Raw genomic sequence first — 24,967 nt, 5'->3', positions numbered from 1 at the left:
GAGGGGCTAGGTTAAAAAGGTCTAGCTCGCATCAACCTCCATGCTTAAAAGCAAAAACGATAGCGTTTTGCCATGCCCGTCCAAATTGAGCGCGCCATTAACACCACCCTGCAGCACATCATCAATCACGAAGTTCATGCCCGCCAAATTGGGCAAAGGGTAGCGTCGCACTCGGCTGGCACCGCGATGAGCAAACAGCGCCAGCACACGCTCTTCGGTTACCTGCTCCAGCAAGGTGGCGTAGTGGTTTGGGTCATAGGCAAACAGTGCCACGTTAAGCCGCTCACCTTTGTCACCAGCACGGGCATGGGCGAGTTGATGAAGAGCGATTGAGGAATGCGGGCTTACCGCTGTTTGCGTGTGTTCAGTTTGCAACATAGCGTTCACTCCTGCGTTCGCCGAGCGGCGATGATTCAAACAGACTGGCATGGGGATGAATATCGCTACGCTTTACCAAATAAGAAGCGGTAAACACTCGCCTTTGAAATTGACGCCGCACGCCGCCGCCGCCCGCAGGCCCGGCACAATAAAGCGCCAATAGCTCCTGGGTGGCACGGGCTACCCAGCGCCGCTCGCTGTGCTCGGCCGCCAGCCGCAACCGATAATCGCCGCTGGCAGACCCTGAAGCGCTACGCTGCAGCTCACCGCTATCGCTATCGAATACGCTGGCCAAGCCAATGATATCCAAGCGGGTACGCAGCTCGGCAGGGGCTCGAAACACCAATCGTTCACGCAGTACCTGCGCTGCAAGCTGGGCTCGTGCCAACGCGTTGGGGCCTGCATAGGAAATTTCCGCCTCGCCCTGCCAACCGCCTTCATAGCACACGGTGGTTTTTAGCCGCTCAGGCGCAGGCTTGCCGCGAATTCCTGTCACCGCCACGCGATTGGGTGACAACTGACGCACCTCTGCGTGGGAAAGATCCACCGTGACATCCGGAGTCAGATAATTCGCCGGGTCATGCACTTCGTAAAGCAGCTGTTCTTTCACCGTTTGCTCGGTAACACAGCCGCCGGTATTGGCAGGCTTGGAAATAATAAGGCTGCCATCCTGCTCCACTTCAATAATCGGATAGCCCACCGTGGCGAGCCCGGGCACGTCTTTAAAGCCCGGATCGGCAAAATAGCCGCCGCTTACCTGGGCGCCACACTCAGCCAAATGCCCCGCCATCATGCCGCAAGCCAGGCGATCCCAATCGTCCCAACGCCAATCGAAGTGGTGCATCAGCGGCGCTAAAAACAGCGCCGGGTCGGCAACACGGCCTGTAACCACCACATCCGCCTGCATGGCCAACGCCTCAACCAGCGCCTTGGCCCCCAGGTAGACATTGGCTGAAATCAGGGCGTCATCGCCCGGCATATCCAGCCGTTCGGCCTCCCAGCGCTGTAAGTCCAGGCTATGTAGCTGCTGACGGATATCGTCACCATGCACCTGGGCAATGCATACATCCCCGCGCCCAAGCTGCGTAGCCAAGTCAGCAATTACCTGACAAGCACCACTGGGGTTCGCCGCACCAAAGTTGCCTAAAATCTTAATGTCGTGATCCAGGCAGTCGCGCAGCACCGGCGCCAGCAGCTCGTCTAACAGCGGTTCAAACCCGCTTTCGGGATCATCACGCATCGCGCGGTGAGCTGCCGCTAATGTCCGTTCACCCAGGGTTTCAAATACTAAAGCGGAGGGCTGCTGTCGCTTGATCAACTCTGCCACCACCGCCACGGCCGCATCGGTACGGTCGCCAGAAAAACCCGCACCGCTGCCTAATAAAAAGCTCATAGCTGGGTCTCCTTGGCCTGAAGAGAGTGGTGGTCGCCCGCGACGGCCCCCTGCTCGTCTCTCAGCAGAGAGCGGCGGCGTATAAATAGCCCAATGATTAGGGCTAGCGCTGCCAGTGTGGTCAGCCAGCCGGGCGTCAGCGCCAGCCCAATCACTGCGATCAGCGCTACGACATCGATCAAACGCTTACCCGTCATGGCTACCCGGGACATCAGCGCGGCAAAGGCCATCACAAACACGACCCCCTGACAGCTGGCCAAGACAACCTCCAGGGCAGAACCAAACCCTGCCAGGGCTGGGTAGATCAGCAGCAGGAATGGAATGACATAGATAGCCGCCGCCAAGCGCACTGATTCAATAGCCGCAGGCAGCCAGTTGGTGTCGGCAATGCCTGAGGCCACGAATACCGCAATGCAGACAGGCGGTGTAATAACAGAGAGTGTCGCGAAGTAGAAAACGAACAGGTGGGCAATCAACGGCTCAACGCCGATGGTGGTGAGCGCAGGCGCCAGCACTGATGCCACCAGAACATACGCTGCCGTGGTCGGGATCCCCATGCCCAAAATCAGGCACACGCCGCCGACGATAAAAGCGACCAGGAACAGCGATTCGCCGCCTACCGTGACGATCAAGCTGGCTAACGTCACACCGATGCCCGTCATACCGATCATCGCCACCAATATCTGCGCCCCGGCCAGCAGCACGCCAATAATCACCATGCCCTTGCCTGCATCGACCAGACCAGCCACCAGTTTGCCGAGGATCTCGCGCAGCGGCATCTTGGCCAGCAGCGCAAAAGGCACGAACGTTAGCACGGTCATCAAGATGCCGTAGAACGCCGACATTTGAATCGAGCGGCCGCTAAGCACGCCGTAAAACAGCCCGCCTAATGCAGCCAGAATGGGAATAATACGTTCAGGGCGTATCACGTCTGACCAGCTGGGCAGCTCATCATCGGGCACTACCTGCAGTTGGCGGCGCTTGGCGACGAGATGAATGGTGACAAATACGCCCAGGTAGAAAAGAATTGCGGGCAACAAGGCCGCTAAGGCGATACGTAAGTAACTTTCGCCTAGAATTTCCGCCATGATAAATGCCGCAGCGCCCAGGATCGGCGGTGCGATTTGGCCGCCGGTCGAGGCGACTGCTTCTACCCCAGCCGCGAAGGGGCGTGGGTAGTTCAAGCGCTTCATCATCGGAATGGTGAAGTTGCCTGTGGTGGCGACATTGGCCACCGCGCTACCGCTGACCATGCCGAATAGCCCCGAGGCTACAGTGGCCACTTTGGCAGCACCACCCGGTGAACGGCCGCTAATACGCAACGCCAGATCCATAAAGGTATTGCCGCCTCCGGTATGTAGCAGCAAACAGCCGAACAGTACGAAAGCGGCAATTGTCGTCGCAGCGACGCCCACCAGCATGCCCCACACGCCTAAGTCACCGAGGTAAATGGTTTCGGTCATGTAGTAAAGATCAAACCCGCGGTGGCCAAGCGGCCCTGGAATGGCGGCCCCAAACCACGCGTAGGCTAATCCCACTAACACCAACAGTGGAAAGATCACGCCGATGGCACGGCGTGACAGTTCCAAAATAGCCACTAGCAGTACGCCGGTCAGCAACATATCCCGAGGCGTTGCCCAGGGTAGTTCGACCAGAATTTGTTCGTAGTTAAGCGCCACATAGCTGCAGGCAACTACCACCCCCACTGCCAGCACCACATCAATAGCGATACCCAGCGGGCGCCAGCGCTTGCCTGCGCCTAACGGATAAACGGCAAGCCCTAGCAGGATGACCAGCGCGAGAAAAATGCTCCGCTGAATCAAACTCTCGAAAGGCCCAGTGGCGGAGGTATACAGGATTAGCCAGCCCAGCAGGAGCGCCAAGCCTTTGGTGAGTGTCTCGCGCATGATCATCTTCTCCAATGGGCCTTACTGGACAGGCTGCAAGGTATCGGGGATGTCATGCCCCTGCTCTTCGAAATAGCGCGCAGCACCGGCATGCAGTGGCACGGTGCCAACCTCCAGGGTCATCTTCGCCATATCCGCATCCTGCATGGCCGCAAAGGCGTTAACCTGCGGTTCTGGGTTTTCCATCACCGCTTTGACGATTTGATAAGCGGTTTCTTCATCCATATCCGGATGGGCGTGCACGGCAACCCCAAAGGCCCAAGTGGTGTAGGCAGGAATACCCTCTGCAGCCCCTTCAGGTACATCGACAATCGCCACGTCGGGCATTTCGTTGCGCAGTGCGTCGGCCTGCTCTTGGTCAAGCGACAGCACGCTTATCGGTGTGAAAGTGGCGATATCCATAGAGGAGCCATCCAGGCGTTCTCCGACACCCGACTTAACGGATCCCATCACCCGGCCATCTTTCATAGCGTCGACCATATCGGTCGTTGAACCACGCACATAGTCAGGCTCAATACCTAGCGTGCGCATTACCGCTTCGGTGGTTTTCTCGGTGGCTGACCCCGTAATGCCTGGATTGAAGCGCACACCGTTTAAGTCAGCGAAGGTTTCCACCCCTGCATCCTGGCGCATTACGGTATTCTGCGGTGCCACGGTGTAGACCCACAGCAGGCGGTTATCGACGGGGCGGCCTTCAAAATCCTCCTCGCCCGCGTAGGCGTGATAACCCGTATTGGTGGTCACCAGGCCCATATCGATTTGGTTGCGGCCTAAACGGCGCAGGTTATCCACAGTGGCACCGGTTTCGGCAACCGAAGAACTGATCCCTTCAACTTGGTTATTAATAATCTGATTGACGGCCACAAAGTAGCTGTAGTGGCTGGAGGAGCTTGAGGTAGAGCCAATCAACAGGCGTTCATCGGCATGAGAGGTCGCAGCGGCTAGCATAGCGGCGCTTGCCACCATGGCGGTCAGTAGCGTTTTCATTGTGTCTCCGAAGCTCGCTAAGCGAGCTATTGTTATTGTAGAGCGGTTTTTTATCTAAAACGGTGATCGCGACGAATCTAATCGCGATAAGCCAAGCATGGTGCTCCGGTTTAATTTTGTATATTGAATAGTTTTTAATTTATGTTTTACTTTCTAAATGAATCCAAGCATCCAGCAATTGCGTGTTTTTGTTGCCGTCGCCCACTCGCGCAGCCTTGCAGAGGCCAGCGAGCGAGTACATCTTTCCCAACCGGCGATCTCTATTGCGCTGCGTAAACTTGAGGAGAACGTCGGTGGTGCACTGTTTGCCCGCACCACGCGCCAGCTCGTGTTAACACCGGAAGGCGAAGCTTTTCTGCCCGTTGCCGTGCGGCTCCTGAATGATTGGAACGAAGCCTTTGAAGATCTCAACGACCAGTTTTCAAAACAGCGCGGAAAGGTAACGGTGGCCGCCCTACCCACTCTGGCGGCAGGACTATTTCCGCGCGTCATTAAGCTTTTTCATGAGGCCTACCCACGAATTAACCTCAGCCTGCACGATGTGCTGGCCGATCAAATCAATCAAATGGTGCGCGAAGGCCGCGCCGATCTGGGTCTTTCAGTGCCGCCAAGCGACGCAGACGACTTAACGTTTGAACCCGTCCTCGAAGACAGCTATGTGGTCGTTTGCCCCTGCGGGCATCCGTTGCTGGCGCAATCAGCCGTCGCCTGGAGCCAACTTGCAGCTTATCCGTTTATTGGTATCAATCGCCTTTCCAGCTCGCGCCAGGATATTGACCGCATTATGCAGAGCGTAGGAGAACGGCTGGATATCTTGTGCGATGCGCGCCAGATCGCCACAGTAGGCCGCATGGTAGCTGCGGGGTTAGGCATTAGCGTGCTGCCCTCGCTCAGTTTTCGTCAAATTGCCGCTGATGGGATTGAATACCGCCCGTTGGTCGAGCCAACCATTCGTCGTGAGCTGGGCATTATATTGAGCCGCCGTCACCCTCCTTCCGCCGCCACCAGCGCCCTGCGCGAGCTAATTCATCACCATGAATAAGCGGCTTTCTCTACACACAGTGCGGGAATCTGGCAGACTAGAGGTGATTAACATCCACCTAAAAATGAGTGAGCGACAACGATGAGCGATAGTGCAAAACCCTGGACACAGCCAATGCCCGACGCGCAGTTCAAACTGATGCGCGATATTCTTGCCGCCCCCAGCCCTGTAGGCCTGGAAGCTGCCATGACCTACGGCGTACTCAAGCCGCATTTTGAGAGCTTCGCGCCTAAAAGCTGGCACCTTCACCAGTTTAAGGGCAACGCGGGCGTTGTGCTGGACACTCACCCCGGCCGCGACGACATGTTCAAGGTCATGCTGATCGGCCATGCGGACAAAATCCGCATGCAGGTGCGCTCGATTGGCGAAGACGGCAAGATCTGGATCAATACCGATTCGTTCCTGCCGACGGTACTGATCGGCCATGAAGTGAAGCTGTTTAGCGAAGACCCGGACGCCCCCGGTAGCTACCGCTGCATTGAAGGCGGCACGGTCGAGGCACTGGGCGCGATTCACTTCTCTGACCCTGCCCAGCGCGATGGCAGCAAAGGGCTGAAAAAAGAGCAGATCTACCTGGATCTGCAGATTCACGGTGAGAATAAAAAGCAACAGGTGCTGAACTTGGGTGTTCGCCCTGGTGATTCGATTATTTTCGACCGCCCTATCCGCCCCGGCTTTAGCCCTAATACCTTCTACGGCGCTTACCTGGATAACGGACTGGGCTGTTTTGTGGCCGCCGAAGTGGCGCGCCTGATCGCCGAAGCAGGCGGCACCCAAAACGTGCGCGTGCTGTTTGCGATTGCCAGCTATGAAGAGATTGGCCGTTTCGGTAGCCGTGTGATGGCGGGCGAAATGAAGCCGGATGCTTTGATTGGCGTGGACGTCAACCACGACTATGTGGCTGCGCCCGGTATTGGCGACAAGCGCATGCAGCCGCTGGAGATGGGCAAAGGCTTCACCATGGCGGTGGGCTCTATTGCCAGTGAACAGCTCAACCGCATTATCGCCACTGCCGCTAAAGAGCAGGATATTCCGCTGCAGCGCGATATTGTGGGTATCGATACGGGTACCGATGGCATGGCAGGCGTATTGGCGTCTATCGACAGTGCCGCTACCTCGATTGGTTTCCCCATCCGTAATATGCACACCATCTCAGAAACCGGTCATACCCAGGATGTGCTGGCGGCGATTCATGCCCTCACCCATACCCTGCAAGCCTTGGATGCCATACCCGATCTACAGCGTGAATTCCTGGATAACCACCCGCGCTTAGACCAAGCGAGCCCGCTCACTCACCAAGGCAGCGACAAGCCGGACAGCGAGGGCGATGACAGTAAAGATGAGAATACAGAAAGTGACCAAAGCGCTGCGAGTACTCAAAGTAAAGAAAGTAATCACAGTAAGAAAAACAAGAAGAAAGCTAAAAAATAAAACAAGCGTATAAAAAAGAAGCCCCGGCCATTCCCTGGCTGGGGCTTTATCAAACCTTCCTTGATTCATCTTCACAAACATCCTGTTTGTGCTTCCATGAGCATAAGCCTTCCTAGCTTAATCTTCCCTGTTGCCACTTCCGTGTGGTGTATGCTCACAGTGAACCTTAAAACGGTCTATTTATCTAACCTATGTTATTAAAACGGAAAAAAATTTATCTTTTTTTCACAATCTCAGGGATAGCTATTTAAAGCACGCTTTTTATCTTTTTCATATGGCACATATACCCAGCAGCGCTATACTTTTAAAAGTGTCGGCAACGATACTGCTCTACATGGACGTTACCACGCCTGAACCATCATCGAACCTAATGGTAGGAGGTCAGCGTGCGCGATATTATAATTACCAATAAAGTCAATGGCCTGGATGTCATCTGTCGTCATTGTGGCAACTCAGAGTCACCCAGAAATCCATTCTTGAACCGCTTCCGTTTAGAAGGCACCGGTAAAAACAGTACCACCGTACGCTGCCTGAACTGTCAAACCGCGGTTGAAGTACCTCTGAATGAGTTAAGCTCGCTTTATTATCATTATGCTTGCTAAAGTAAGCACTTGCTAACTTTAGCGCTTGTTATAAAAAGGCTTATTTCATCACCACTGTCCTTTTATTATCATAAGCAATGCATTGTTAATAAAAACGTCATAAGAGCTTAATTAACTTGTTATTTATGTCGAGGTAAAAAAACCCGGCCACTCCTTGGCCGGGTTTTCATCGGGTCTTCCCTGATCTTGCACCACAAACATCCTGTTTGTGCATCCTTGTGTTACACAAGCAATCCTTGCTTGTTCTTCCCTTTCGCGAGTTCCCTTCGCTGTGTGCACACAGTGCGCTTTATAACAGTAGGTTTATCTAACCTATGATATGTAGCGGCAAATAAATTGTTTTTTAACGGCTTTTTAGCTTTTAACCCCCTACCGTCTTATAGAGAAAGGCAAAAAAAGCTGATCACCAAAGTAGCAACGGCGAGGGGTCGCCTCGCCGTTGCCGCTGGGTAGATATGAGTGTCTATTTCATTAGTGCCTAAGCGATTATTTCGCCAGCCATGCCATCAGCGTCTCAGCTGTGAGCGCCGAGGAAGGCGGGTTCTGCCCTGTGATCAACTGGCCATCTTCACGTACGTAAGGAGTGAAATCATCCGCTTTGCTATAAATCCCGCCGCACTTTTGTAAGGCATCTTCAACGAGATGTGGCACGATATTGGTCAAGCCAACGGCCTCTTCTTCGCCGTTGGTAAAGCCCGTTACTTGGCGGCCTTTCACTAGTGGCTCGCCTGCGCTGTCTTTGGCATTCACCAGTACAATCGGCGCGTGGCAAACCGTGGCAACCGGCTTGCCTTGGGCGATAAAAGTTTCGATCAGGCGAATAGAGTCCGCATCGTCGACGAGATCCCATAGCGGGCCATGGCCACCGGGGTAAAATACCGCATCGAAGTCATCGGCCTTCATATCGCTCAAGCGATGGGTAGCGGCAAGCTCCGCGTTAGCTTTTTCATCTTGCTTGAAGCGGCGCGTTTCATCAGTTTGGCTATCCTCTGCATCACTTTTGGGATCCAGCGGCGGCTGCCCTCCCTTGGGCGATGCCAACGTTACTTCAGCACCCGCGTCTTTAAAGACATAATAAGGGGCGGCCAGCTCTTCGAGCCAAAAACCGGTTTTATTGCCGGTATCACCCAACTGATCGTGAGACGTCAGTACCACTAAAATACGCTTGCTCATATCTCTCTCCTGGCGGTGGAAAATGAGGCTATTAAAATGCGTTACGGTTAGTTAGTGGGGGCCTGGGTGGCGGAATACAAGGAGAAACGATAAGTGAGCATTGAAGCGCGGGATTTTTACCGCAGCGGGCCAGACCATCGCCAGGGGGAAGCCAGTAGCTTTGCCTTGATTCGGCGCCAGTTTGATTTTCGTTCCATTGAGATTGGCCGCTGGGTTACCAGTACCGAGCGTGACCGGGCCGCTGAGCTTTTTCACGATGCGCTATGCGATCTTATGATGATCTTACAGGGGCCAGAGGCGTTGATTTCGCTACGCGGCTCAATAGCGTTGCAATATGGCAGCGGTGGTCAGCCGGGCATTTCTGCCCACTATAACCCCAGCCAACGCAGCTTTGCGCTGGCTAAAAATGCTGGCCCCGGCAGTATTGCCCATGAGTGGTTTCATGCTTTCGACCATTATATCGCCAGTAAGTGCTTTCGCGGTGCGCCCAACGGTATGTTCGCTTCTACCGCTTGGCTTGCCGATGTGGCGCCTATTCCCCATCCGCTCAACCAGTTACTGATACGCTGCTTCAAGGAAATTTTGCTACAGCCAGCGGGTGAACAGCCAAGCAAGCTATTTAAGCACTCGGCACACATGGACAAAAAGCTTGGCCAGCTCTACTACAGCAAGCCCGAAGAGCTCTGCGCCCGCGCTTTTGAAGCGTTTGTGCAAGATGCCGCCATTACCAATCACTTCCTAGTCAAAGGCACCAAAGCCTCCCCCGAAGCGGAAATGGGGCTTTACCCGCAGGGCGAGCAGCGGGAGAGAATTAACCGCGCGTTTAGCGACTATTTTGGCGGGCTAGGAAAGGCGTTGAAAAGCGAAGAAAAATAATCGTTGGCCATCCGAAGCGCAATGACATCGCAGCAGGGACACGGCTGCACTCTGGACTCAAAGGAAGAGACTCAGCCTATTGTGCTGTGTGCGAAAAAGCACAATCGCGACTACGCTATAGCAACGTTCACTACTCAAAGGAAGAGAATATGTCTACTACCACTATCGTCGTTATCGTTGTTGTTATCGTTGCCGTGTTAGGTATTGGCTTCGGCGGCGTGCTGCCTTTTTAATAGCCCCCTTTATTTTCCCAAAACTGTTCCCAACAGCCAGAAACAAAAAGGCCGCCAAGCTAAGCACTTGACGGCCTTGAAAATTCTGTGGCGGAGGGGGAGGGATTCGAACCCTCGAAGCCTTGCGGCTTACACACTTTCCAGGCGTGCTCCTTCGACCACTCGGACACCCCTCCGCGTTTTGGCGCTGTTGAAAGGCTATACCTTTCGCGACAGAACGGCGCACATACTATGGGCTAAGCCTCGAAATAGCAAGCCTTTTCAGGCCGATTACCCATTCGGTTAGCGGGACGGCAACACCGCGTAACTGCCGTTGGCTTCCAGGCAGAGTGTCTCACCACAATAGAGCCGCTGGGTTAGCTCTATACGCCCTTTACCGCGCTCTGCGAGCTTGTTGGCAAGCTGTGCGGGGCCTTCTGGTAGAGCTGGCGTGCATACCAAGCGGTAGTCACTCGTTACCGGCGCAAGAAAACGCTGGCTAGCCTCGGCAACGACCACATCCCGCGCAATGCCCCGCTCGCGCAGCCATAGCGTTAGCCAGCACCAACCTTGCAGCGTAGTCTGCGCCGTGAGTGCACCGCCAAACCCCGTGCCCTTATCGTTAAGGTTAGGCGATAACGCTAACTGCCAGGTTAGCGAATCGTCCTGGCGTGAGACTTCGTGAATGCCTAGCGCGCTTACCATGGGGATGGCATCACTTAGCCACTGCTGAAAGACGGCCAGGTCCTCCGGTTGGCTCTCTGGCAGCGGCAAACGGGGGTGGGGTATGCTTGGCTGGCGGGGCAGATTCATACCTAGCCCCAACGCTCAACAAAGTCAGCAACGTTATGCTGTGGTACGGGTTTGTGGCGACCCCCTAAGGTGCCCAGATAGATAAACGCGACGACTTCATCATCTTCATCCAGGCTCAGCCCTTTGCGAACCACAGGGTCGAAAGCATATTTCCCGCTGCGCCACATAGCGCCTAAGCCTAGCGCGTGGGCGGCTAGCAGTATGCCGTGGGCGGCGCACCCAGCGGAGATCACCTGCTCCATTTTGGGTACTTTTTCGAGTTCGGGCGTGACCTTGGCGATTACGGCGATAATCATCGGCGCTCGCAGCGGTTTTTTGCGCGCTGAGTTGAGCGTTTCGTCGTCGGCGCTGGGATCCTCCTGAAACTCCGCCTCGGCAAATAGCTCGCCTAACCGTTCACGCCCTTCCCCGCTGAACTCGATAAAGCGCCAGGGACGCAGCTCTTTATGGTCGGGCGCTCGTAGCGCGGCCTGATAAATGGCGCTGAGTTGTTCGCCGCTGGGTGCTGGCTCCATCAGCTTGCCCATTGAGCTACGTTCGTGAAGCAGCGTAAGTGCGTCCATTAATGACTCCAAATCCAATCGTGTGAGGCTACTGTAGCACCGTCATTTATAACACTGTCCTTAATAACACTGTCATTTACAACATTGCCGTTTACTGCCTTGCTAGGCGCAGCGGGGCGGGCGGCGTTAGCCCGGGCGTTGCGCGCCAGGGGCTAATGTCCAACCCGCCGCGGCGCACGTAACGCGCCAGCACCAGCAACTGAGTAGGCTGTACCTGGGCCATTAAGTCGGTAAAGATATGCTCAACGCAGTGTTCGTGGAAATCCTGGTGCTGACGAAACCCAATCAGGTAGCGCAGCAGCCCTTCGCGGTCGATTTTGGGCCCTTTATAACAAATCAGCACGCTGCCCCAGTCCGGCTGGCCGGTAACGGGGCAGTTAGATTTCAGCAGGTGGGAGTAGAGCGTCTCTTCAACGACCTCATCGCCTACCGTTAAGTGGGCGCTACTAGGCGTGTAATCGCTTACTGCGATATCTAAATCGTCCAAGCATTCGCCTGGCAAGCGCTGCGCTGAAAGCTCAGGGGCATCCACATCAAACAACTCAACGCTCACCTCAGCCCCTGCCGCAACCGCGAGGTCATTGGCAAGCGTTTCCATCACTTCCTGACGAGTATAAAAACGGGTTTGGTTGAAGCTGTTGAGGTAGAGCTTCCAGGATTTAGACTCAATCAGATGGGGGGAGCTTGCAGGCAGGCGAAAGCGCGCCACGGCTACGATAGGCTTACCGCGGCTGTTCAGCCAGGAGACTTCAAAGGCGTGCCACTCATCCTCCCCCACAAACGGCAAAGCGCCCTCTTCAATCCCTAGTGGCGCCCGGTTAGCCGCGCGGGGAATCGGGTAGAGAAGCCCCGCGTTATACTGTTCAGGATAGGCGGAATCGCGCCCTAACGGCGCATGTTCTAAGGTATCAGGGCGATGTGCCATGGTATAAAAGCTCTCTTCTCAATCAAGTTGTTATGCGCTTAGCTGCGAATGCCTTTGCCTCGCTCTAGCATCGCTAGCGCAATGCTAAACAGCACAATAATAAAGGCGAAAATGGCGGCAAGCGCCCAGCCAACGGGAATATCCGACACTCCCAAGAAGCCGTAACGGAAAACATTCACCATGTACAAAATCGGATTGAGCATGGAAACGCCCTGCCAGAAGTCAGGCAGCATTGAGATTGAGTAAAACACGCCACCCAGATAGGTAAGCGGCGTGAGAATAAAGGTCGGCACGATAGAAATATCGTCGAACTTATTCGCCAGCAAGGCATTAATAAAGCCGCCAATAGAAAATAGCGCAGAGGTGAGCACAACGACCAACACCGTGAGCAGCGGATGTTCCATGGTCAGGCGGGTAAAGAACAGCGATACCACGGTCACAATCAACCCTACGCCCAGCCCACGCGCCATACCGCCTAGAATAAAGCCGGCCAAAATCACCCAGTTGGGCATCGGCGATACCATCATCTCTTCAATCGAGCGCTGGAACTTGTTTGAAAAGAAACTCGATGCCACGTTGGAGTAGCTGTTGGTAATCACCGACATCATGATCAGTCCAGGGACGATAAAGTCCATGTAACTGAAGCCGTCCATATCGCCAATCCGCGAACCAATTAGATTACCGAAGATGATGAAGTACATCGCCATGGTGATTGAGGGCGGCAGTAGCGTTTGTGGCCAAATGCGGGTGAAGCGTTTGATCTCTTTTAGCACCAGGGTCCAGAGCGCGATGAGTGTCTGGCTGAAATTCATGCGCGCACCTCTTTGGTTTCATCACTTGAGCTTGCTACGCGCTGGTCAATCGCTCCTTGGCCACTGCTTTCCACCATTGACACAAACATCTCCTCAAGACGGTTGGCGCGATTACGCATGGAAACCACCTGCACGCCCTGCTCGCTCAACGCATTGAAGACATCGTTCAAGCGCTGTCCGCGATGCACTAACAACGAAAGCTGGGTGGGTTCTAACTGGTGCAGCTCAAAGCCTTCGATTCTGGGCACTTCTACAACTGGCTCAGCCAAATCAATCAAGAAGGTCTCGGTATCAAGCTCAGCCAGCAGCTCCCGCACGCTAGTGTTCCGCACAATGTCGCCATTATTGATAATCGCCACATTACGGCACAGGCTCTCAGCCTCTTCCAGGTAGTGCGTCGTCAGGATGATGGTGGTGCCTTCGTCTTGGTTAATTCGCCGCATATACTCCCACATACTGCGCCGCAGCTCGATATCCACCCCGGCGGTTGGCTCATCCAGAATCAGCAGTTTGGGACGATGCATCAGCGCTCGAGCGATCATCAGGCGGCGCTTCATGCCACCTGACAGCATGCGCGCGCTGCCGTTGCGCTTTTCCCATAGGCCCAGATCGGTCAGCAGCTGTTTAGCGCGGGGCAAGGCCTCACGGCTAGTCATACCGTAGTAGCCCGCCTGGGCCAGTACGATATCGAGCACTTTCTCAAATTGATTGAAGTTGAACTCTTGAGGCACTACGCCTAGCTGGTACTTGGCTTTAGCGAAGTCTTTATCCACATCAATGCCGAATATGGAGACCTTGCCCGCCGTCTTTTGCACCAGCGAACAAACCACCCCCAAGGTGGTGGATTTACCGGCGCCATTGGGGCCCAACAAAGCAAAAAAATCGCCCTGCTGGACGTCGAGATCAATACCTTTGAGCGCCTGAAAACCATTGCCATACACTTTGGTAAGGCCACGGATCGACAATGCCGGTTCGGCCATGAAAATGTCCTGTCAGCAAAATGAGAAGCACGAAAAAGTGCGTTAGAAGGAGAGATATCGGGGCAATCATATGTTTTTTCAAGCCACCCACTGCCACACATAGCCTGCTATTGGCTAGCGCGCTATCGATTCAAGCGCATATGTACATTTAATGACACTTTGCCACGCTTTTGGGGCAGAAGCCCGCGAACTAATACTTTAGTATTAGCGCCGTGCTATGTAGGGAGTCGGGATAACCACCGCTTGGCATACAAGGGAATCAAGAAAACACATAAGAGAGCTAATCACATAATGAGCGCCACTGTTACTCACCACCCAAAGGCCTTAGCCAGCTTACCGCCAGTCGCTTCGCCTAAGACAAAGAAGAGCTTAGCCGCTTTACCCCTTCGTCGACAGCGGCTTATTGGAGTTGTTGTGCTCTGGTTGATCCTTGCCATCATGATTGTCGTTAACGCATGGCAAAGTCGTGCCTTACTGTATACCGAACGCGAACAACGCATGGTCACCGCCGTGGATATCGCGGTTTCGACCATGGAACATTTTGACATGCTGGCCCAGCAGGGCGATATCACGCTGGATGAAGCTAAAACCCTCGCCTTGGACACCATTCGCGATGTGCGTTTCGGGGAAGAAGATAATTATCTATTTGCGTTTAGTGGCGACCTGAAAATGCTTGCCCACCCTAAACGGGAACGAGGAGACGATCTGGCCCAGGTCACTGATCCTGAAGGCACGCGTATTTTCCAAGCCATTCTAGATAACACCCGCGGCACGGGAAGCAGTTTCACTGAGTATTACTCAAATTTTGCCAGAGGAAACGATGCGCAACCGTTGGTACGTACTTACGCCGAGGCTTACGGGCCTTGGGATATGTACATTGCCAGCGGTGTTTTTATGGGGGATGTTAACAGCGCGATCATGGGTCAGCTTATCGAAAGCGTAGTAGTGGGCATACTCGCTGGCGTGCTAGTCACCATCGCTTTCTGGAGCATGATCTCGTTAATCCTACGTCGTCTTGGCGGCGAGCCTAGCTACGCCGCAAGCGTCGTTGGCCGTATTGCTCAAGGCGATTTATCCGCAACAGTGCTGCTCAGCCAGAACGACACCAGCAGCTTATTGCACGATATCCAAGCAATGCGTGACAAGCTGCGCGAAACCATGCAGGAAATACAGACCACCAGTAGCGCCGTTGATCATAATGCCGGCGAGATCGCCTCAGGCAATCAAGAACTCTCCTCGCGCACCGAGCAACAGGCTGCAGCGCTTCAACAAACTTCTTCCAGCATGGAAGAGGTCACCGCCACAGTGCGACAAAATGCCGACAGCGTAGAACAAGCCAAAGAGCTGGTACGCAATGCCGGCGAAACGTCCCAAGCAGGCCAACAGGCGATTGGGGAAGCGGTCACCTCCATGCAGGCTATTAACGCAGAAGCCGCCAAAATCACCGAGATCGTGACTCTGATTGATGGCATTGCGTTTCAAACCAATATTTTGGCACTCAATGCTTCCGTGGAAGCCGCTCGGGCGGGCGAACATGGGCGAGGCTTTGCCGTCGTCGCTGGCGAAGTGCGCCAGCTAGCGAATCGTTCAGCCAACGCCGCTCAGGAGATCAAAACGCTGATCGACACATCGAACACACAAGTGAGCAATGGCGCTACGCTGGTCGGCACGGCGAAAGAGCGGATGCAAAAAATTGATCAGCAGATCCAGCAGGTTAATGACTTGTTTACCGACATTACCGCGGCCACCCACGAACAGACGCGGGGCATTGAACAGATCAACGTTGCGATTGCTCAATTAGATCAGGCTACCCAGGATAATGCATCCATGGTTCAGCAAACGGCAACGTCCGCCCATGACCTAACCAAGCGTTCACAGTCGCTAAACGATGTCGTCAGCCACTTCACACTCACCCACTAACCATTCAGAAACGCTTTTCTGCGCTCAAGCCTGTTGGCTTGAGCGTATTGGGTGTGGCAACTATTTAAGCGCACGAAAAAAATCGCACAAAAACAGGCGATTATTAAAAAAGCTAAAAGCTTGAATACAAAGAGAATGACGGCAGAGAGGATAACGAAGGAGTACGACTGCTTACACGGAGTGGGAAAGGAGATTCGACGTGACTGGCCTTCCAGCTCACGACCCTCGCCTTGGCAAGGCGATACTCTTCCACACCAACAAAACTGGAGCGGGAAAGGAGATTCGAACTCCCGACCCTCGCCTTGGCAAGGCGATGCTCTACCACTGAGCTATTCCCGCAACGCACACACAACTGCTTATAACGCTTGATGGCGTCCCATAGGGGGTTCGAACCCCTGTTACCGCCGTGAAAGGGCGGTGTCCTAGGCCACTAGACGAATGGGACTATATATCGAAACTGGAGCGGGAAAGGAGATTCGATCGGACTGGCGCACCAGATCCCGACCCTCGCCTTGGCAAGGCGATACTCTTTACCACACCATCAAACCTGGAGCGGGAAAGGAGATTCGAACTCCCGACCCTCGCCTTGGCAAGGCGATGCTCTACCACTGAGCTATTCCCGCTTATAAAACGCTTGCTCTTACTTAACGCTTACCTAAAGTACCGAAAGTGGCGTCCCATAGGGGGTTCGAACCCCTGTTACCGCCGTGAAAGGGCGGTGTCCTAGACCACTAGACGAATGGGACACTTTAAGCAATTTCTGCTTGGAGCGGGAAAGGAGATTCGACCGGGCTGGCGTTCCAGCTCCCGACCTCGCCTGACTTACCACACACCTAACACCTACTTGGAGCGGGAAAGGAGATTCGAACTCCCGACCCTCGCCTTGGCAAGGCGATGCTCTACCACTGAGCTATTCCCGCATTCCGATAACCCTGACGACCTCTTATCTTTAAAGGCTTAGCCTCAAAATAAGTGGCGTCCCATAGGGGGTTCGAACCCCTGTTACCGCCGTGAAAGGGCGGTGTCCTAGACCACTAGACGAATGGGACGTTGCATTGCCTCGTCGAGGTGGCGCGTATGTTACTCAGACCGCCTTAAGCTGTCAAGCACTCAGCCCTCATCAAGCTAACTGACCTGCTTTCAACCACCTACACGCTCAGACAATAGAGAGCGATATCAAGTGCACACCAAGAGTGCCATTTGAGATCAACAAGCTGCATAACGGTGCAAACCGTTAATTTTGTTGTGCTTACCTTGCCAACTTGCAACCTACAAAACCCTTTAAAATCTTTTATTTATAAAAAAATCGATTTTTTATGGCACACCCCTTGCTACTTCATTGTGTTCCCTTGCTGACCTACTTCCCAATTAATGAGGTGTGCTATGTCCTTATCCCGTCGCAAGTTTCTCACTACAGCCGCGGTCTCCTCCACGGCCGGCTTGGTATTAGGGGCGCCGTCAATTGCCCGTGCGCAATCCGCCGAGAGTTTTAACTGGCGTATGACCAATGCTTATCCACCCGGCTCGCCCTTTTACGTGGAAGGTCCTGGCAGCCCCACCGATGTAATCGCCAAAATTAACGCCATGTCAGGCGGTCGACTCAACATTCAACACTTCTCATCCGGCGAGCTGATTCCCGCCTTTGAAGGCTTCGAAGCCGTCCAAAGCGGCACCATCGAAATGAACGCCGCCAACAGCTACTTTTGGTCGGGCACTACCTTTGCCGCCCAGTACTTCACCACCGTGCCATTTGGCATGAGCTTTATGGGCCATATGGCGTGGCTTTACCACGGTGGCGGTTTGGAGCTTTGGCACGAAGTGTATGAACCCTACGGAATGGTGGCCTTCCCGCTGAATAACACCGGCGTACAAATGACCGGCTGGTTCCGCGAACCCATTGAGGATATTAGCCAGCTAAACGGTCTGCGCATGCGCGTTCCTGGCTTAGCGGGTCAGGTCTACTCCTCGCTTGGCGTGGATGCCCGCGTGCTGCCCGGTGGCGAAATCTTCCCGGCGCTGGAGCGCGGCGTTATCGATGCCGCCGAGTTTGTTGGCCCGTTCCAAGACCGCCGCATGGGCCTACACAACGCTGCCAAGTTCTACCACACCACTGGCTGGCATGAACCTTCTACCACTGGCGAACTGCTGATCTCGAAATCACACTGGGACAGCCTGCCTGAAGATCTGCAGATGATTGTGAAAAGCGCCTGTATGGCTGCCTGCTTGGAGAGCGTGACCTGGTCGGAAGCCGTTAATGGTGAAGCCATGACCGACCTGGTAGAAAACGAAGGCGTCACTGCCAGCATGCTGCCACAACCCGTCATTGATGCGCTGCGTGAGGCAACGATGGACACGCTTTCTACCGAAGCCGACGCCGACCCGCTGGTGCGTAAAGTGCACGATAGCTATATGGCGTTTAAAGCCAATCATGACCGCTGGGCAGGCGCCAGTGAACGCGCTTGGTTAAACGACATTATCGGAGTCTGATATGCGCGCCGTGGCATGTTTTGTCCACGGAGTTGAGGCGGTGGTTCGGCTTTTTGGCTGGATCGCCGCCTGGACCTGCGTGGTATTAGTCGGATTAGTCGCTGGTGACGTATTGATGCGCTATGCATTTAGCGTTGGCGCGGTATGGCTGCAGGAGCTGCAGTGGCACTTGATCTCACCTATCGCACTGTTTGGCATGTCGTATCTACTGCTGATGGGTGAGCAAGTTCGCGTGGACGTCTTCTACGAACGCTTCCCCGCGAGTCTGCAGCGAGTAATTGAGGTGATCGGTGGGCTATTACTGCTAGTCATGGGGCTGTATATCGCCTGGCTGACGCTGCCCTGGATCGCCCAGTCGTTCGCCCGCGGCGAGGCGTCACCCAACCCCGGTGGCCTACCTCTGCGCTGGCTACTCAAATCGCTGATTCCGTTTGGTTTTGTCCTTCTCGCGCTGCAAGGGTTGGCCCACGCGCTGCGTCAGGCGTTCGCCCTGCCCACACGAGGTGAATAACGCATGTCTCCCAATGAATGGCTAGCGATCGGCATGATCGTGGCTTTTTTCGTGTTTCTGCTGATTGGTATACCGGTAGGTATAAGCATCGCCGCTACAGCCTTCTTCTTTGGCTATATCGGCTTCGGACCGATGCTGTTTAATCTGCTGCCATCGCGTATCTACGGGGTGGTGACCAATTACACTTTTATGGCGATACCGCTGTTTGTGTTTATGGGGGTGATGCTGGAGAAGTCGAAATTGGCTGAAGAGCTGATCGATGTGATCGGCCACTTGTTTGGCGGCGTTTCAGGCGGCATGGGGGTGGCGATTATTTTAGTTGGCGTTTTGTTAGGCGCCGCGACGGGCATTGTCGGCGCCACCATCGTCACCCTGGGCCTGCTCACCCTGCCCACACTGCTACGCCGCGGTTACCCCAAAACCCTGGCCACCGGCATGATTTGCGCCTCGGGTACCTTGGGGCAAATTATTCCGCCCAGCCTGGTGCTGATTTTACTCGCGGAAATTCTGGGTGAATCGGTCGGCACGATGTTCGCCGCGGCCATGGTGCCGGGGCTGACGCTGGCGGCGGTCTATATTATTGCCATTCTGATGATCGCCAAACTCTACCCCCACCTAATGCCGCCAATTCCGGCTGAAGAGCGTGCGGATATGGGGAGGCGCCAACTGATTCGTAAAGTCGTTACCGTAGTGGGACCGCCTGTGGGCTTGGTGTTTGCAGTATTGGGTTCGATTATTGGCGGTATTGCGGCGCCTACCGAAGCGGCCTCCATGGGCGCACTGGGGGCGTTAGTCATTGTGACTTGCTCCGGGCGGTTAACCTTTGCGCTGCTCAAAGAGGTTGCCAAAGCCACGCTGGTAATCTCGGCGATGGTGTTCTTTATTTTAATCAGCGCCCAGGTGTTTGGCCTGGCATTTCGTGGTTTAGGCGGCGAGCACTTGGTTGCCCGTATGTTTGATTGGGTGCCCGGTGGTGAGCTAGGCGCGATGCTGTTTATGCTGCTACTAATGTTTGTCTTGGGCTTCTTCCTGGAGTGGATCGAGATCAGCTATATTGCCCTACCGCTGTTTCTACCCTTCTTTGTCCAGATGGGCGTTGATATGGTGTGGCTGGGTATTTTGGTGGGGCTGGTGCTGCAAACCTCGTTTCTTACCCCTCCCTTTGGTTGGTCGCTGTTTTTCCTTAAAGGCGTGGCGCCTAAAGAAGTCTCGACACTGGATATTTACAAAGGCGCACTGCCCTTTATCGGCTTACAGTTTCTGGCCGTGGCGCTGGTGTTTATCTTTCCGAGCATTGCCACTTGGCTACCGAACGCGATTGGCTGGTAATCATAATTAAAAAGGACGCTGGATATGCTCCACACTCAACGTAGTTATGGCGGCAGTTGTGTCGCCCCTCATCACCTAGCTGCCAGCGCCGGGCGCGATGTGCTTAAACAGGGTGGTAATGCGGTAGAAGCCATGGTTGCCGCTGCCGCGGCCATTGCCGTGGTTTATCCGCATATGAACGCCTTGGGCGGCGACGGTTTCTGGTTAATTCATGAGCCGGGCAAAGCGCCGGTAGCTATCGACGCATGCGGCCCGGCGGCAGGCTTGGCCAGCGCGGATTTCTACGCCGGTGAAACGCAGATTCCCGAGCGTGGCCCTAAAGCTGCGCTTACCATGGCGGGCACCATTGGCGGCTGGCATGAAGCACTGAACGTGGCATCAACATGGGGTAAGTCACTTCCGCTTACCACCCTACTGGCCGATGCCATTCATCATGCCGAAACGGGCATTGCGGTTTCCCAAAGCCAAGAGGCGCTCACTGCCAAACACGTAGAGCGTTTATCCCAAAGCCCTGGCTTTAGCGATGCCCTTCTGCTTAACGGCCAGGTACCCCGTGAAGGCGAACGGCTGCGCCAGCCGCGTTTGGCCGCCACACTCAAGCGTTTGGCAGAAGCAGGATTAGATGACTTCTACCGCGGCGAGCTGGCCGCCAGTATGGCGCGGGATTTAGAGGCCGTCGGCAGTCCGCTGCGCCTGGCAGACTTTCACGCTTATCGCGCCCAACGGGTCACACCGCTGGAAGTAACGCTTCAGGATGCCACGCTGTATAACCTGCCTGCGCCGACCCAAGGCATGGCCTCGTTAATGATTTTAGGTATCTACGAGCGCCTAAAAGCCGCCGAGCCCAACGGTTTTGACCACCTGCATGGTTTAATTGAAGCCACCAAACGCGCCTTTATCCTGCGCGACCAAAACGTCACCGACCCCGGCCGTGTGCCAACACCGCTGCAAGATTTGCTCAGCGAAGAGAACATTGGCTTAGAAGCGGCTCAGATCGACCCGCAGCACGCCCTACCCTGGCCCCACGAACCAGCGCCAGGCGACACCATTTGGATGGGCACCGTGGATAGCGAAGGACGTTCGGTGAGCTTTATTCAGAGCATCTACTGGGAGTTTGGCAGCGGCGTGGTGTTACCGGAAAGCGGCGTGCTGTGGCAAAACCGCGGCATCAGCTTCTCGCTTAACCCCGACGACCTGCGCAGCTTAGCCCCTGGTCGCAAACCCTTCCACACGTTGAACCCGGCGCTGGCCAAATTTAACGATGGCCGCACCATGGTTTACGGCACTATGGGCGGTGAAGGCCAGCCGCAAACCCAGGCGGCCGTATTTTCACGCTATGCAATGCACGGCATGCCGCTCCAGCAGGCGATTACCGCCCCCCGCTGGTTGCTGGGTCGTACCTGGGGAGAAAGCAGCACGAACTTAAAGCTGGAAGCGCGCTTTGACGACGCGCTGATCACCGCCTTAGTCACGGCGGGCCATGATGTGGAAGTACTCCCAGAGGCATTCAGCGACACCATGGGGCATGCAGGTGGGATTGTGCACCACCCCGATGGATTAATAGAAAGCGCCCACGACCCGCGCAGTAATGGCGGGGCGGCAAGCTTATAAGAAGCAGACTGGCGGCTTTCTCAGCCTTCGCACAGGCTGAACTTGGGCAGGTGGCTAGCTGTCACTTACACAAGTGATAAGCTAGTCTGCCTAATAAGCCTCTGAATGATTGAAACCAGAGGGAAAGGAGAACCCCATGGCGAAAATAGAAAAATCCCCCGACGAATGGCAACAACAGCTAACCCCAGAGCAGTACCGTGTTGCGCGTGAAAAAGGCACGGAACGACCGTTCACCGGCGACTATCAGGTGCGCGATGCGCAGGGTATTTACCACTGTGTCTGCTGTCATGCGCCGCTGTTTGAAAACGAGCACAAGTTTGACGCTGGCTGCGGTTGGCCAAGCTTCGACCGGCCGCTGGGCACCCGCTGTGTGGAGGAGCATACCGACACCACGCACGGCATGCAGCGAACCGAGGTGGTCTGCTCCCACTGCGATGCCCACCTGGGTCATGTATTCCCCGATGGGCCTCCAGATACCACCGGTTTACGCTACTGCATTAACTCCGTGTCACTGGAATTTCACCCCGACGAGTAATCAGCGTTAAGTCCGGCGGGCTGCTATAATGGCAGCCCGCTTTTTTTGTGCTTGTAGGAGAGATTCATGCTCGGCTGGTTTCCAGGACATATGAACAAGGCCCGCCGCCAGATTGCGGAGGTGCTGCCAGAGATCGATGTCGTGATCGAGGTACTCGACGCGCGTCTGCCCTACTCCAGCGCCAACCCGATGCTGGCCGAGCTAACCCGCCATAAGCCGGTGTTGAAAATTCTCTCCCGCGCCGATCTCGCCGACCCTGAGCGAACGGCCGAGTGGGTGGCTTTTTTCGATGCCCAAGAGAATATGCGCGCCCTGGCGGTGACCACCACCAATACCCGCGAACTAAAGAAAATCCCCAAGCTATGCCATGAGCTGGCCGGTGCCGTGCGTGCTGATCGCGATGTCCGCGTAATGGTGATGGGCATACCGAATGTCGGTAAGTCCACGCTGATTAACGGCTTAGCAGGGCGAAAAATCGCCAAAACCGGCAACGAGCCTGCGGTGACCAAGCGCCAGCAAAAGGTACGTATTGATGGGCGTGTGGCGCTTACCGATACCCCTGGGGTACTGTGGCCCAAAATTGAAGACCAGGCCAGCGCCTATCGCCTCGCCGCCACCGGTGCCATTCGCGACACGGCCATTGAGTACACAGACGTGGCGATTGTGACCAGCGCGGAGCTTGCCAAACGCTACCCTGAAGCGCTCACCGAGCGCTATAAGCTCAAAGAGCTGCCGCCCTACGCGGCGCCCGATATTCCCCACGACATTGATGCGGACGGCCCCAAAAAGCCTGACTTCCTCGCTATTGCTGGCTTTGACGGCAACGCCATTTTGAAAGATATTGCTGCTCGCCGTGGCGGACTGCGCCCCGGCGGTGCCGTCGATCTGCATCGCGGCGCGGAAGTACTGCTTCACGAACTGCGCGATGGCAAGCTAGGCCGACTAACCCTTGAAACTCCGGCGGATATTCCCCCACCGCCCGAGCAAAACAACGAAGACAATCAAGACCTTTCCGACGCATAATGGTTTGGCAGCCTGTTAGCCGATGACGGCTCGTAGGCGCTTACCTTTTGGATACTTTGGGCCTCTCGCTACTTTTGGACAGACACCTCATGGATACCCCGCAGTCGCACGAATCACAACCGCTGAAGAAATCTCATAAGCTGCACAATGTCTGCTATGACATTCGTGGCCCGGTACTCGACCATGCCAAGCGCCTGGAAGAGGAAGGCCAGCGGATTCTCAAGCTCAACATCGGCAATCCTGCGCCGTTCGGCTTCGAGGCGCCGGAAGAGATTCTCCAGGATGTGATGCGTAATCTGCCCACCGCCCAGGGCTACTGCGACTCCAAGGGCCTCTACTCCGCCCGTAAAGCAATAATGCAGGAGTGCCAGCGTAAGCAGATTCCCAACGTGGGCATTGAGGATATCTTCATCGGTAACGGCGTCTCCGAGCTGATTGTGATGGCCATGCAGGCGCTGCTCAATGACGGCGATGAGGTACTGATTCCAGCGCCGGACTACCCGCTATGGACCGCGGCCGCCCACCTTTCCGGTGGCCATGCGGTGCACTACCTGTGCGACGAACAAGCCGACTGGACGCCCGACATGGCGGATATTCGCGCCAAAATCACCAGCCACACCCGGGCCATTGTACTGATCAACCCCAATAACCCAACGGGTGCGGTATATCCGCCTGCCGTGGTTAAAGAGGTATTGGCAATCGCCAAGCAGCACAATCTAGTGGTGTTCTCTGATGAGATCTACGACAAGATTTTGTATGACGGCGTTGAGCACACCGCTACCGGGGCACTGGCGGACGATGATCAGTTAGTCATCACTATGAACGGTCTCTCCAAAAGCTACCGTTGCGCCGGCTTCCGCTCAGGCTGGATGATTATTTCCGGCACCCTGGCCAAGCTAAACGCCCAGGACTATATCCAGGGGCTGAATATGCTGGCCTCTATGCGGCTGTGCGCTAACGTGCCCGCCCAGCACGCGATTCAAACCGCGCTGGGGGGCTATCAGTCGATCAATGATCTGATCCTGCCCGGCGGGCGACTGCTGGCCCAGCGCGATATTACCGTGGAGAAGCTGAACGCTATTCCCGGGGTCTCCTGCGTGAAACCCAAAGGCGCGCTCTACGCCTTTCCACGCCTCGACCCGAAAGTGTTCAACATTAAAGATGACCAGCAGATGGTGTTGGATCTGCTGCTACAGGAAAAAATATTGCTGGTGCAGGGCACCGCCTTTAACTGGCCCGAGCCGGACCATGTACGCATCGTCACGCTACCCTGGGCCGACCAGCTTGGCGATGCGCTGGACCGCTTTGCTAACTTTTTGTCCCGTTACCGTCAGTAAGTCAGGAAGATTTAACAGCCTCCATGACTTGAAACTGCCATGAACAGTACGTATCTAAGCAACTATTCCGTGACCCATTTCACTGGCTGCTGTTAAACCGTTTTATAAACGCTTAGGGAG

At 55.1% G+C, this 24,967-nt stretch carries 21 protein-coding genes and 7 tRNA genes; 11 read left to right on the top strand and 17 right to left on the bottom strand.

The features are described from left to right. Nucleotides 1-21: 21 nt before the first annotated feature. Genes U738_RS04580 through U738_RS04565 form a run of 4 tightly spaced genes read right to left on the bottom strand, consistent with a single transcriptional unit; the run spans nucleotide 22 to nucleotide 4,665 of the window. Entirely contained in the window at nucleotides 22-378 is a 357-nt protein-coding gene (locus tag U738_RS04580) for an AtuA-related protein (RefSeq protein WP_035577772.1), read from the bottom strand. Next, complete coding sequence (locus U738_RS04575; protein WP_035577769.1) at nucleotides 365-1,771, bottom strand: acyclic terpene utilization AtuA family protein; 1,407 nt, start codon at nucleotides 1,769-1,771, stop codon at nucleotides 365-367. Before U738_RS04575 ends, U738_RS04580 begins: the two co-directional genes overlap by 14 nt. Next, the gene (locus U738_RS04570) at nucleotides 1,768-3,678 is read right to left on the bottom strand and encodes a TRAP transporter permease (protein WP_235208632.1); all 1,911 of its coding nucleotides are present in this window, start codon (nucleotides 3,676-3,678) and stop codon (nucleotides 1,768-1,770) included. Before U738_RS04570 ends, U738_RS04575 begins: the two co-directional genes overlap by 4 nt. 21 nt (nucleotides 3,679-3,699) lie before the next feature. After that, a complete protein-coding gene (locus U738_RS04565; RefSeq protein WP_035577763.1) occupies nucleotides 3,700-4,665 on the bottom strand; it encodes a TAXI family TRAP transporter solute-binding subunit in 966 nt (321 codons plus the stop codon). Between the two features lie 157 nt (nucleotides 4,666-4,822). On the opposite strand from U738_RS04565, the gene U738_RS04560 reads away from it, so the two are divergent. Both U738_RS04560 and U738_RS04555 read left to right on the top strand, forming a co-directional pair. Then, on the top strand, nucleotides 4,823-5,707 hold the full coding sequence (locus tag U738_RS04560; RefSeq protein WP_035577761.1) for a LysR family transcriptional regulator: 885 nt from the start codon (nucleotides 4,823-4,825) through the stop codon (nucleotides 5,705-5,707). Nucleotides 5,708-5,788: 81 nt separating this feature from the next. Then, a complete protein-coding gene (locus U738_RS04555; RefSeq protein ID WP_035577758.1) occupies nucleotides 5,789-7,138 on the top strand; it encodes a M20/M25/M40 family metallo-hydrolase in 1,350 nt (449 codons plus the stop codon). Nucleotides 7,139-8,226: 1,088 nt separating this feature from the next. Here U738_RS04555 and U738_RS04545 read toward each other — a convergent pair. Further along, nucleotides 8,227-8,913 (bottom strand): type 1 glutamine amidotransferase domain-containing protein, encoded by a 687-nt coding sequence (locus tag U738_RS04545; RefSeq protein WP_035577754.1) that lies wholly within the window; start codon nucleotides 8,911-8,913, stop codon nucleotides 8,227-8,229. Between the two features lie 93 nt (nucleotides 8,914-9,006). Here U738_RS04545 and U738_RS04540 point away from each other — a divergent pair, with 93 nt between their 5' ends. Further along, nucleotides 9,007-9,789, top strand: a complete 783-nt coding sequence (locus U738_RS04540) for a CLCA_X family protein (protein ID WP_035577751.1) — start codon at nucleotides 9,007-9,009, stop codon at nucleotides 9,787-9,789. Between the two features lie 321 nt (nucleotides 9,790-10,110). On the opposite strand, the gene U738_RS04535 is transcribed toward U738_RS04540, so the two are convergent. The 6 genes from U738_RS04535 to U738_RS04510 form a co-directional block, all read right to left on the bottom strand. Continuing rightward, a tRNA-Ser gene (locus U738_RS04535) sits at nucleotides 10,111-10,198 on the bottom strand. A gap of 106 nt (nucleotides 10,199-10,304) precedes the next feature. Further along, nucleotides 10,305-10,814, bottom strand: a complete 510-nt coding sequence (locus U738_RS04530) for a YiiD C-terminal domain-containing protein (RefSeq protein WP_035577749.1) — start codon at nucleotides 10,812-10,814, stop codon at nucleotides 10,305-10,307. A 2-nt stretch (nucleotides 10,815-10,816) separates the two neighbouring features. Continuing rightward, on the bottom strand, nucleotides 10,817-11,377 hold the full coding sequence (locus tag U738_RS04525; protein ID WP_035577746.1) for a nitroreductase family protein: 561 nt from the start codon (nucleotides 11,375-11,377) through the stop codon (nucleotides 10,817-10,819). A 91-nt stretch (nucleotides 11,378-11,468) separates the two neighbouring features. After that, entirely contained in the window at nucleotides 11,469-12,302 is an 834-nt protein-coding gene (gene queF / locus U738_RS04520) for an NADPH-dependent 7-cyano-7-deazaguanine reductase QueF (RefSeq protein ID WP_035577743.1), read from the bottom strand. 38 nt (nucleotides 12,303-12,340) lie between these two features. Beyond that, on the bottom strand, nucleotides 12,341-13,114 hold the full coding sequence (locus U738_RS04515) for an ABC transporter permease (protein WP_035577741.1): 774 nt from the start codon (nucleotides 13,112-13,114) through the stop codon (nucleotides 12,341-12,343). Further along, nucleotides 13,111-14,094: an ABC transporter ATP-binding protein gene (locus tag U738_RS04510; protein WP_035577738.1), complete on the bottom strand. Its 984-nt coding sequence runs from the start codon at nucleotides 14,092-14,094 to the stop codon at nucleotides 13,111-13,113. Before U738_RS04510 ends, U738_RS04515 begins: the two co-directional genes overlap by 4 nt. 414 nt (nucleotides 14,095-14,508) lie before the next feature. Between U738_RS04510 and U738_RS04505 the strand changes: the two genes are divergently transcribed. Continuing rightward, the gene (locus U738_RS04505) at nucleotides 14,509-16,014 is read left to right on the top strand and encodes a methyl-accepting chemotaxis protein (RefSeq protein ID WP_235208631.1); all 1,506 of its coding nucleotides are present in this window, start codon (nucleotides 14,509-14,511) and stop codon (nucleotides 16,012-16,014) included. A 264-nt stretch (nucleotides 16,015-16,278) separates the two neighbouring features. Here the strand turns inward: U738_RS04505 and U738_RS04500 are convergent. The 6 genes from U738_RS04500 to U738_RS04475 all read right to left on the bottom strand — a co-directional run bounded on the left by U738_RS04500 (nucleotide 16,279) and on the right by U738_RS04475 (nucleotide 17,063). Then, nucleotides 16,279-16,353 (bottom strand) — tRNA-Gly (locus U738_RS04500). 30 nt (nucleotides 16,354-16,383) lie between these two features. Further along, nucleotides 16,384-16,459 (bottom strand) — tRNA-Glu (locus U738_RS04495). A gap of 103 nt (nucleotides 16,460-16,562) precedes the next feature. Beyond that, nucleotides 16,563-16,637, bottom strand: a tRNA-Gly gene (locus U738_RS04490). Between the two features lie 47 nt (nucleotides 16,638-16,684). Beyond that, nucleotides 16,685-16,760 (bottom strand) — tRNA-Glu (locus U738_RS04485). Nucleotides 16,761-16,859: 99 nt separating this feature from the next. Continuing rightward, nucleotides 16,860-16,934: transfer RNA gene (locus U738_RS04480), tRNA-Gly, on the bottom strand. Nucleotides 16,935-16,987: 53 nt separating this feature from the next. Further along, nucleotides 16,988-17,063 (bottom strand) — tRNA-Glu (locus U738_RS04475). 334 nt (nucleotides 17,064-17,397) lie between these two features. Between U738_RS04475 and U738_RS04470 the strand changes: the two genes are divergently transcribed. From U738_RS04470 to U738_RS04440, 7 genes are all read left to right on the top strand, one after another. Next, the gene (locus tag U738_RS04470; RefSeq protein WP_035577734.1) at nucleotides 17,398-18,501 is read left to right on the top strand and encodes a TRAP transporter substrate-binding protein; all 1,104 of its coding nucleotides are present in this window, start codon (nucleotides 17,398-17,400) and stop codon (nucleotides 18,499-18,501) included. A 1-nt stretch (nucleotide 18,502) separates the two neighbouring features. Beyond that, entirely contained in the window at nucleotides 18,503-19,012 is a 510-nt protein-coding gene (locus U738_RS04465; RefSeq protein WP_035577732.1) for a TRAP transporter small permease subunit, read from the top strand. Between the two features lie 3 nt (nucleotides 19,013-19,015). After that, nucleotides 19,016-20,341: a TRAP transporter large permease gene (locus U738_RS04460; protein ID WP_035577730.1), complete on the top strand. Its 1,326-nt coding sequence runs from the start codon at nucleotides 19,016-19,018 to the stop codon at nucleotides 20,339-20,341. 24 nt (nucleotides 20,342-20,365) lie between these two features. Further along, entirely contained in the window at nucleotides 20,366-21,952 is a 1,587-nt protein-coding gene (locus U738_RS04455) for a gamma-glutamyltransferase family protein (RefSeq protein ID WP_035577727.1), read from the top strand. 136 nt (nucleotides 21,953-22,088) lie between these two features. Next, nucleotides 22,089-22,487, top strand: coding sequence for a peptide-methionine (R)-S-oxide reductase MsrB (gene msrB, locus U738_RS04450; protein WP_035577725.1), 399 nt, complete (start codon nucleotides 22,089-22,091; stop codon nucleotides 22,485-22,487). A gap of 66 nt (nucleotides 22,488-22,553) precedes the next feature. Then, a complete protein-coding gene (ylqF, locus tag U738_RS04445) occupies nucleotides 22,554-23,510 on the top strand; it encodes a ribosome biogenesis GTPase YlqF (protein WP_035577722.1) in 957 nt (318 codons plus the stop codon). Between the two features lie 89 nt (nucleotides 23,511-23,599). Continuing rightward, nucleotides 23,600-24,847 carry a pyridoxal phosphate-dependent aminotransferase gene (locus U738_RS04440; RefSeq protein ID WP_035577720.1) on the top strand — a complete coding sequence of 416 codons (1,248 nt, stop codon included), beginning with the start codon at nucleotides 23,600-23,602 and terminating at the stop codon, nucleotides 24,845-24,847. Nucleotides 24,848-24,967: the final 120 nt, after the last annotated feature.

Source organism: Halomonas sp. TG39a (genome assembly GCF_000744395.1).
Lineage (GTDB): Bacteria > Pseudomonadota > Gammaproteobacteria > Pseudomonadales > Halomonadaceae > Vreelandella > Vreelandella ventosae_B.
This window is presented reverse-complemented; position numbering and strand designations above follow the sequence as displayed.

Bases quoted from the DNA above. Each gene is read 5' to 3' on its own strand.
- U738_RS04565 (WP_035577763.1), bottom strand. From the start codon at position 4,665: ATGAAAACGCTACTGACCGCCATGGTGGCAAGCGCCGCTATGCTAGCC.
- ylqF (WP_035577722.1), top strand. From the start codon at position 22,554: ATGCTCGGCTGGTTTCCAGGACATATGAACAAGGCCCGCCGCCAGATT.
- U738_RS04525 (WP_035577746.1), bottom strand. From the start codon at position 11,377: ATGGACGCACTTACGCTGCTTCACGAACGTAGCTCAATGGGCAAGCTG.
- queF (WP_035577743.1), bottom strand. From the start codon at position 12,302: ATGGCACATCGCCCTGATACCTTAGAACATGCGCCGTTAGGGCGCGAT.
- U738_RS04440 (WP_035577720.1), top strand. From the start codon at position 23,600: ATGGATACCCCGCAGTCGCACGAATCACAACCGCTGAAGAAATCTCAT.
- U738_RS04560 (WP_035577761.1), top strand. From the start codon at position 4,823: ATGAATCCAAGCATCCAGCAATTGCGTGTTTTTGTTGCCGTCGCCCAC.
- U738_RS04465 (WP_035577732.1), top strand. From the start codon at position 18,503: ATGCGCGCCGTGGCATGTTTTGTCCACGGAGTTGAGGCGGTGGTTCGG.
- U738_RS04515 (WP_035577741.1), bottom strand. From the start codon at position 13,114: ATGAATTTCAGCCAGACACTCATCGCGCTCTGGACCCTGGTGCTAAAA.
- U738_RS04470 (WP_035577734.1), top strand. From the start codon at position 17,398: ATGTCCTTATCCCGTCGCAAGTTTCTCACTACAGCCGCGGTCTCCTCC.
- U738_RS04570 (WP_235208632.1), bottom strand. From the start codon at position 3,678: ATGCGCGAGACACTCACCAAAGGCTTGGCGCTCCTGCTGGGCTGGCTA.
- U738_RS04510 (WP_035577738.1), bottom strand. From the start codon at position 14,094: ATGGCCGAACCGGCATTGTCGATCCGTGGCCTTACCAAAGTGTATGGC.
- msrB (WP_035577725.1), top strand. From the start codon at position 22,089: ATGGCGAAAATAGAAAAATCCCCCGACGAATGGCAACAACAGCTAACC.
- U738_RS04530 (WP_035577749.1), bottom strand. From the start codon at position 10,814: ATGAATCTGCCCCGCCAGCCAAGCATACCCCACCCCCGTTTGCCGCTG.
- U738_RS04460 (WP_035577730.1), top strand. From the start codon at position 19,016: ATGTCTCCCAATGAATGGCTAGCGATCGGCATGATCGTGGCTTTTTTC.
- U738_RS04455 (WP_035577727.1), top strand. From the start codon at position 20,366: ATGCTCCACACTCAACGTAGTTATGGCGGCAGTTGTGTCGCCCCTCAT.
- U738_RS04580 (WP_035577772.1), bottom strand. From the start codon at position 378: ATGTTGCAAACTGAACACACGCAAACAGCGGTAAGCCCGCATTCCTCA.
- U738_RS04555 (WP_035577758.1), top strand. From the start codon at position 5,789: ATGAGCGATAGTGCAAAACCCTGGACACAGCCAATGCCCGACGCGCAG.
- U738_RS04545 (WP_035577754.1), bottom strand. From the start codon at position 8,913: ATGAGCAAGCGTATTTTAGTGGTACTGACGTCTCACGATCAGTTGGGT.
- U738_RS04575 (WP_035577769.1), bottom strand. From the start codon at position 1,771: ATGAGCTTTTTATTAGGCAGCGGTGCGGGTTTTTCTGGCGACCGTACC.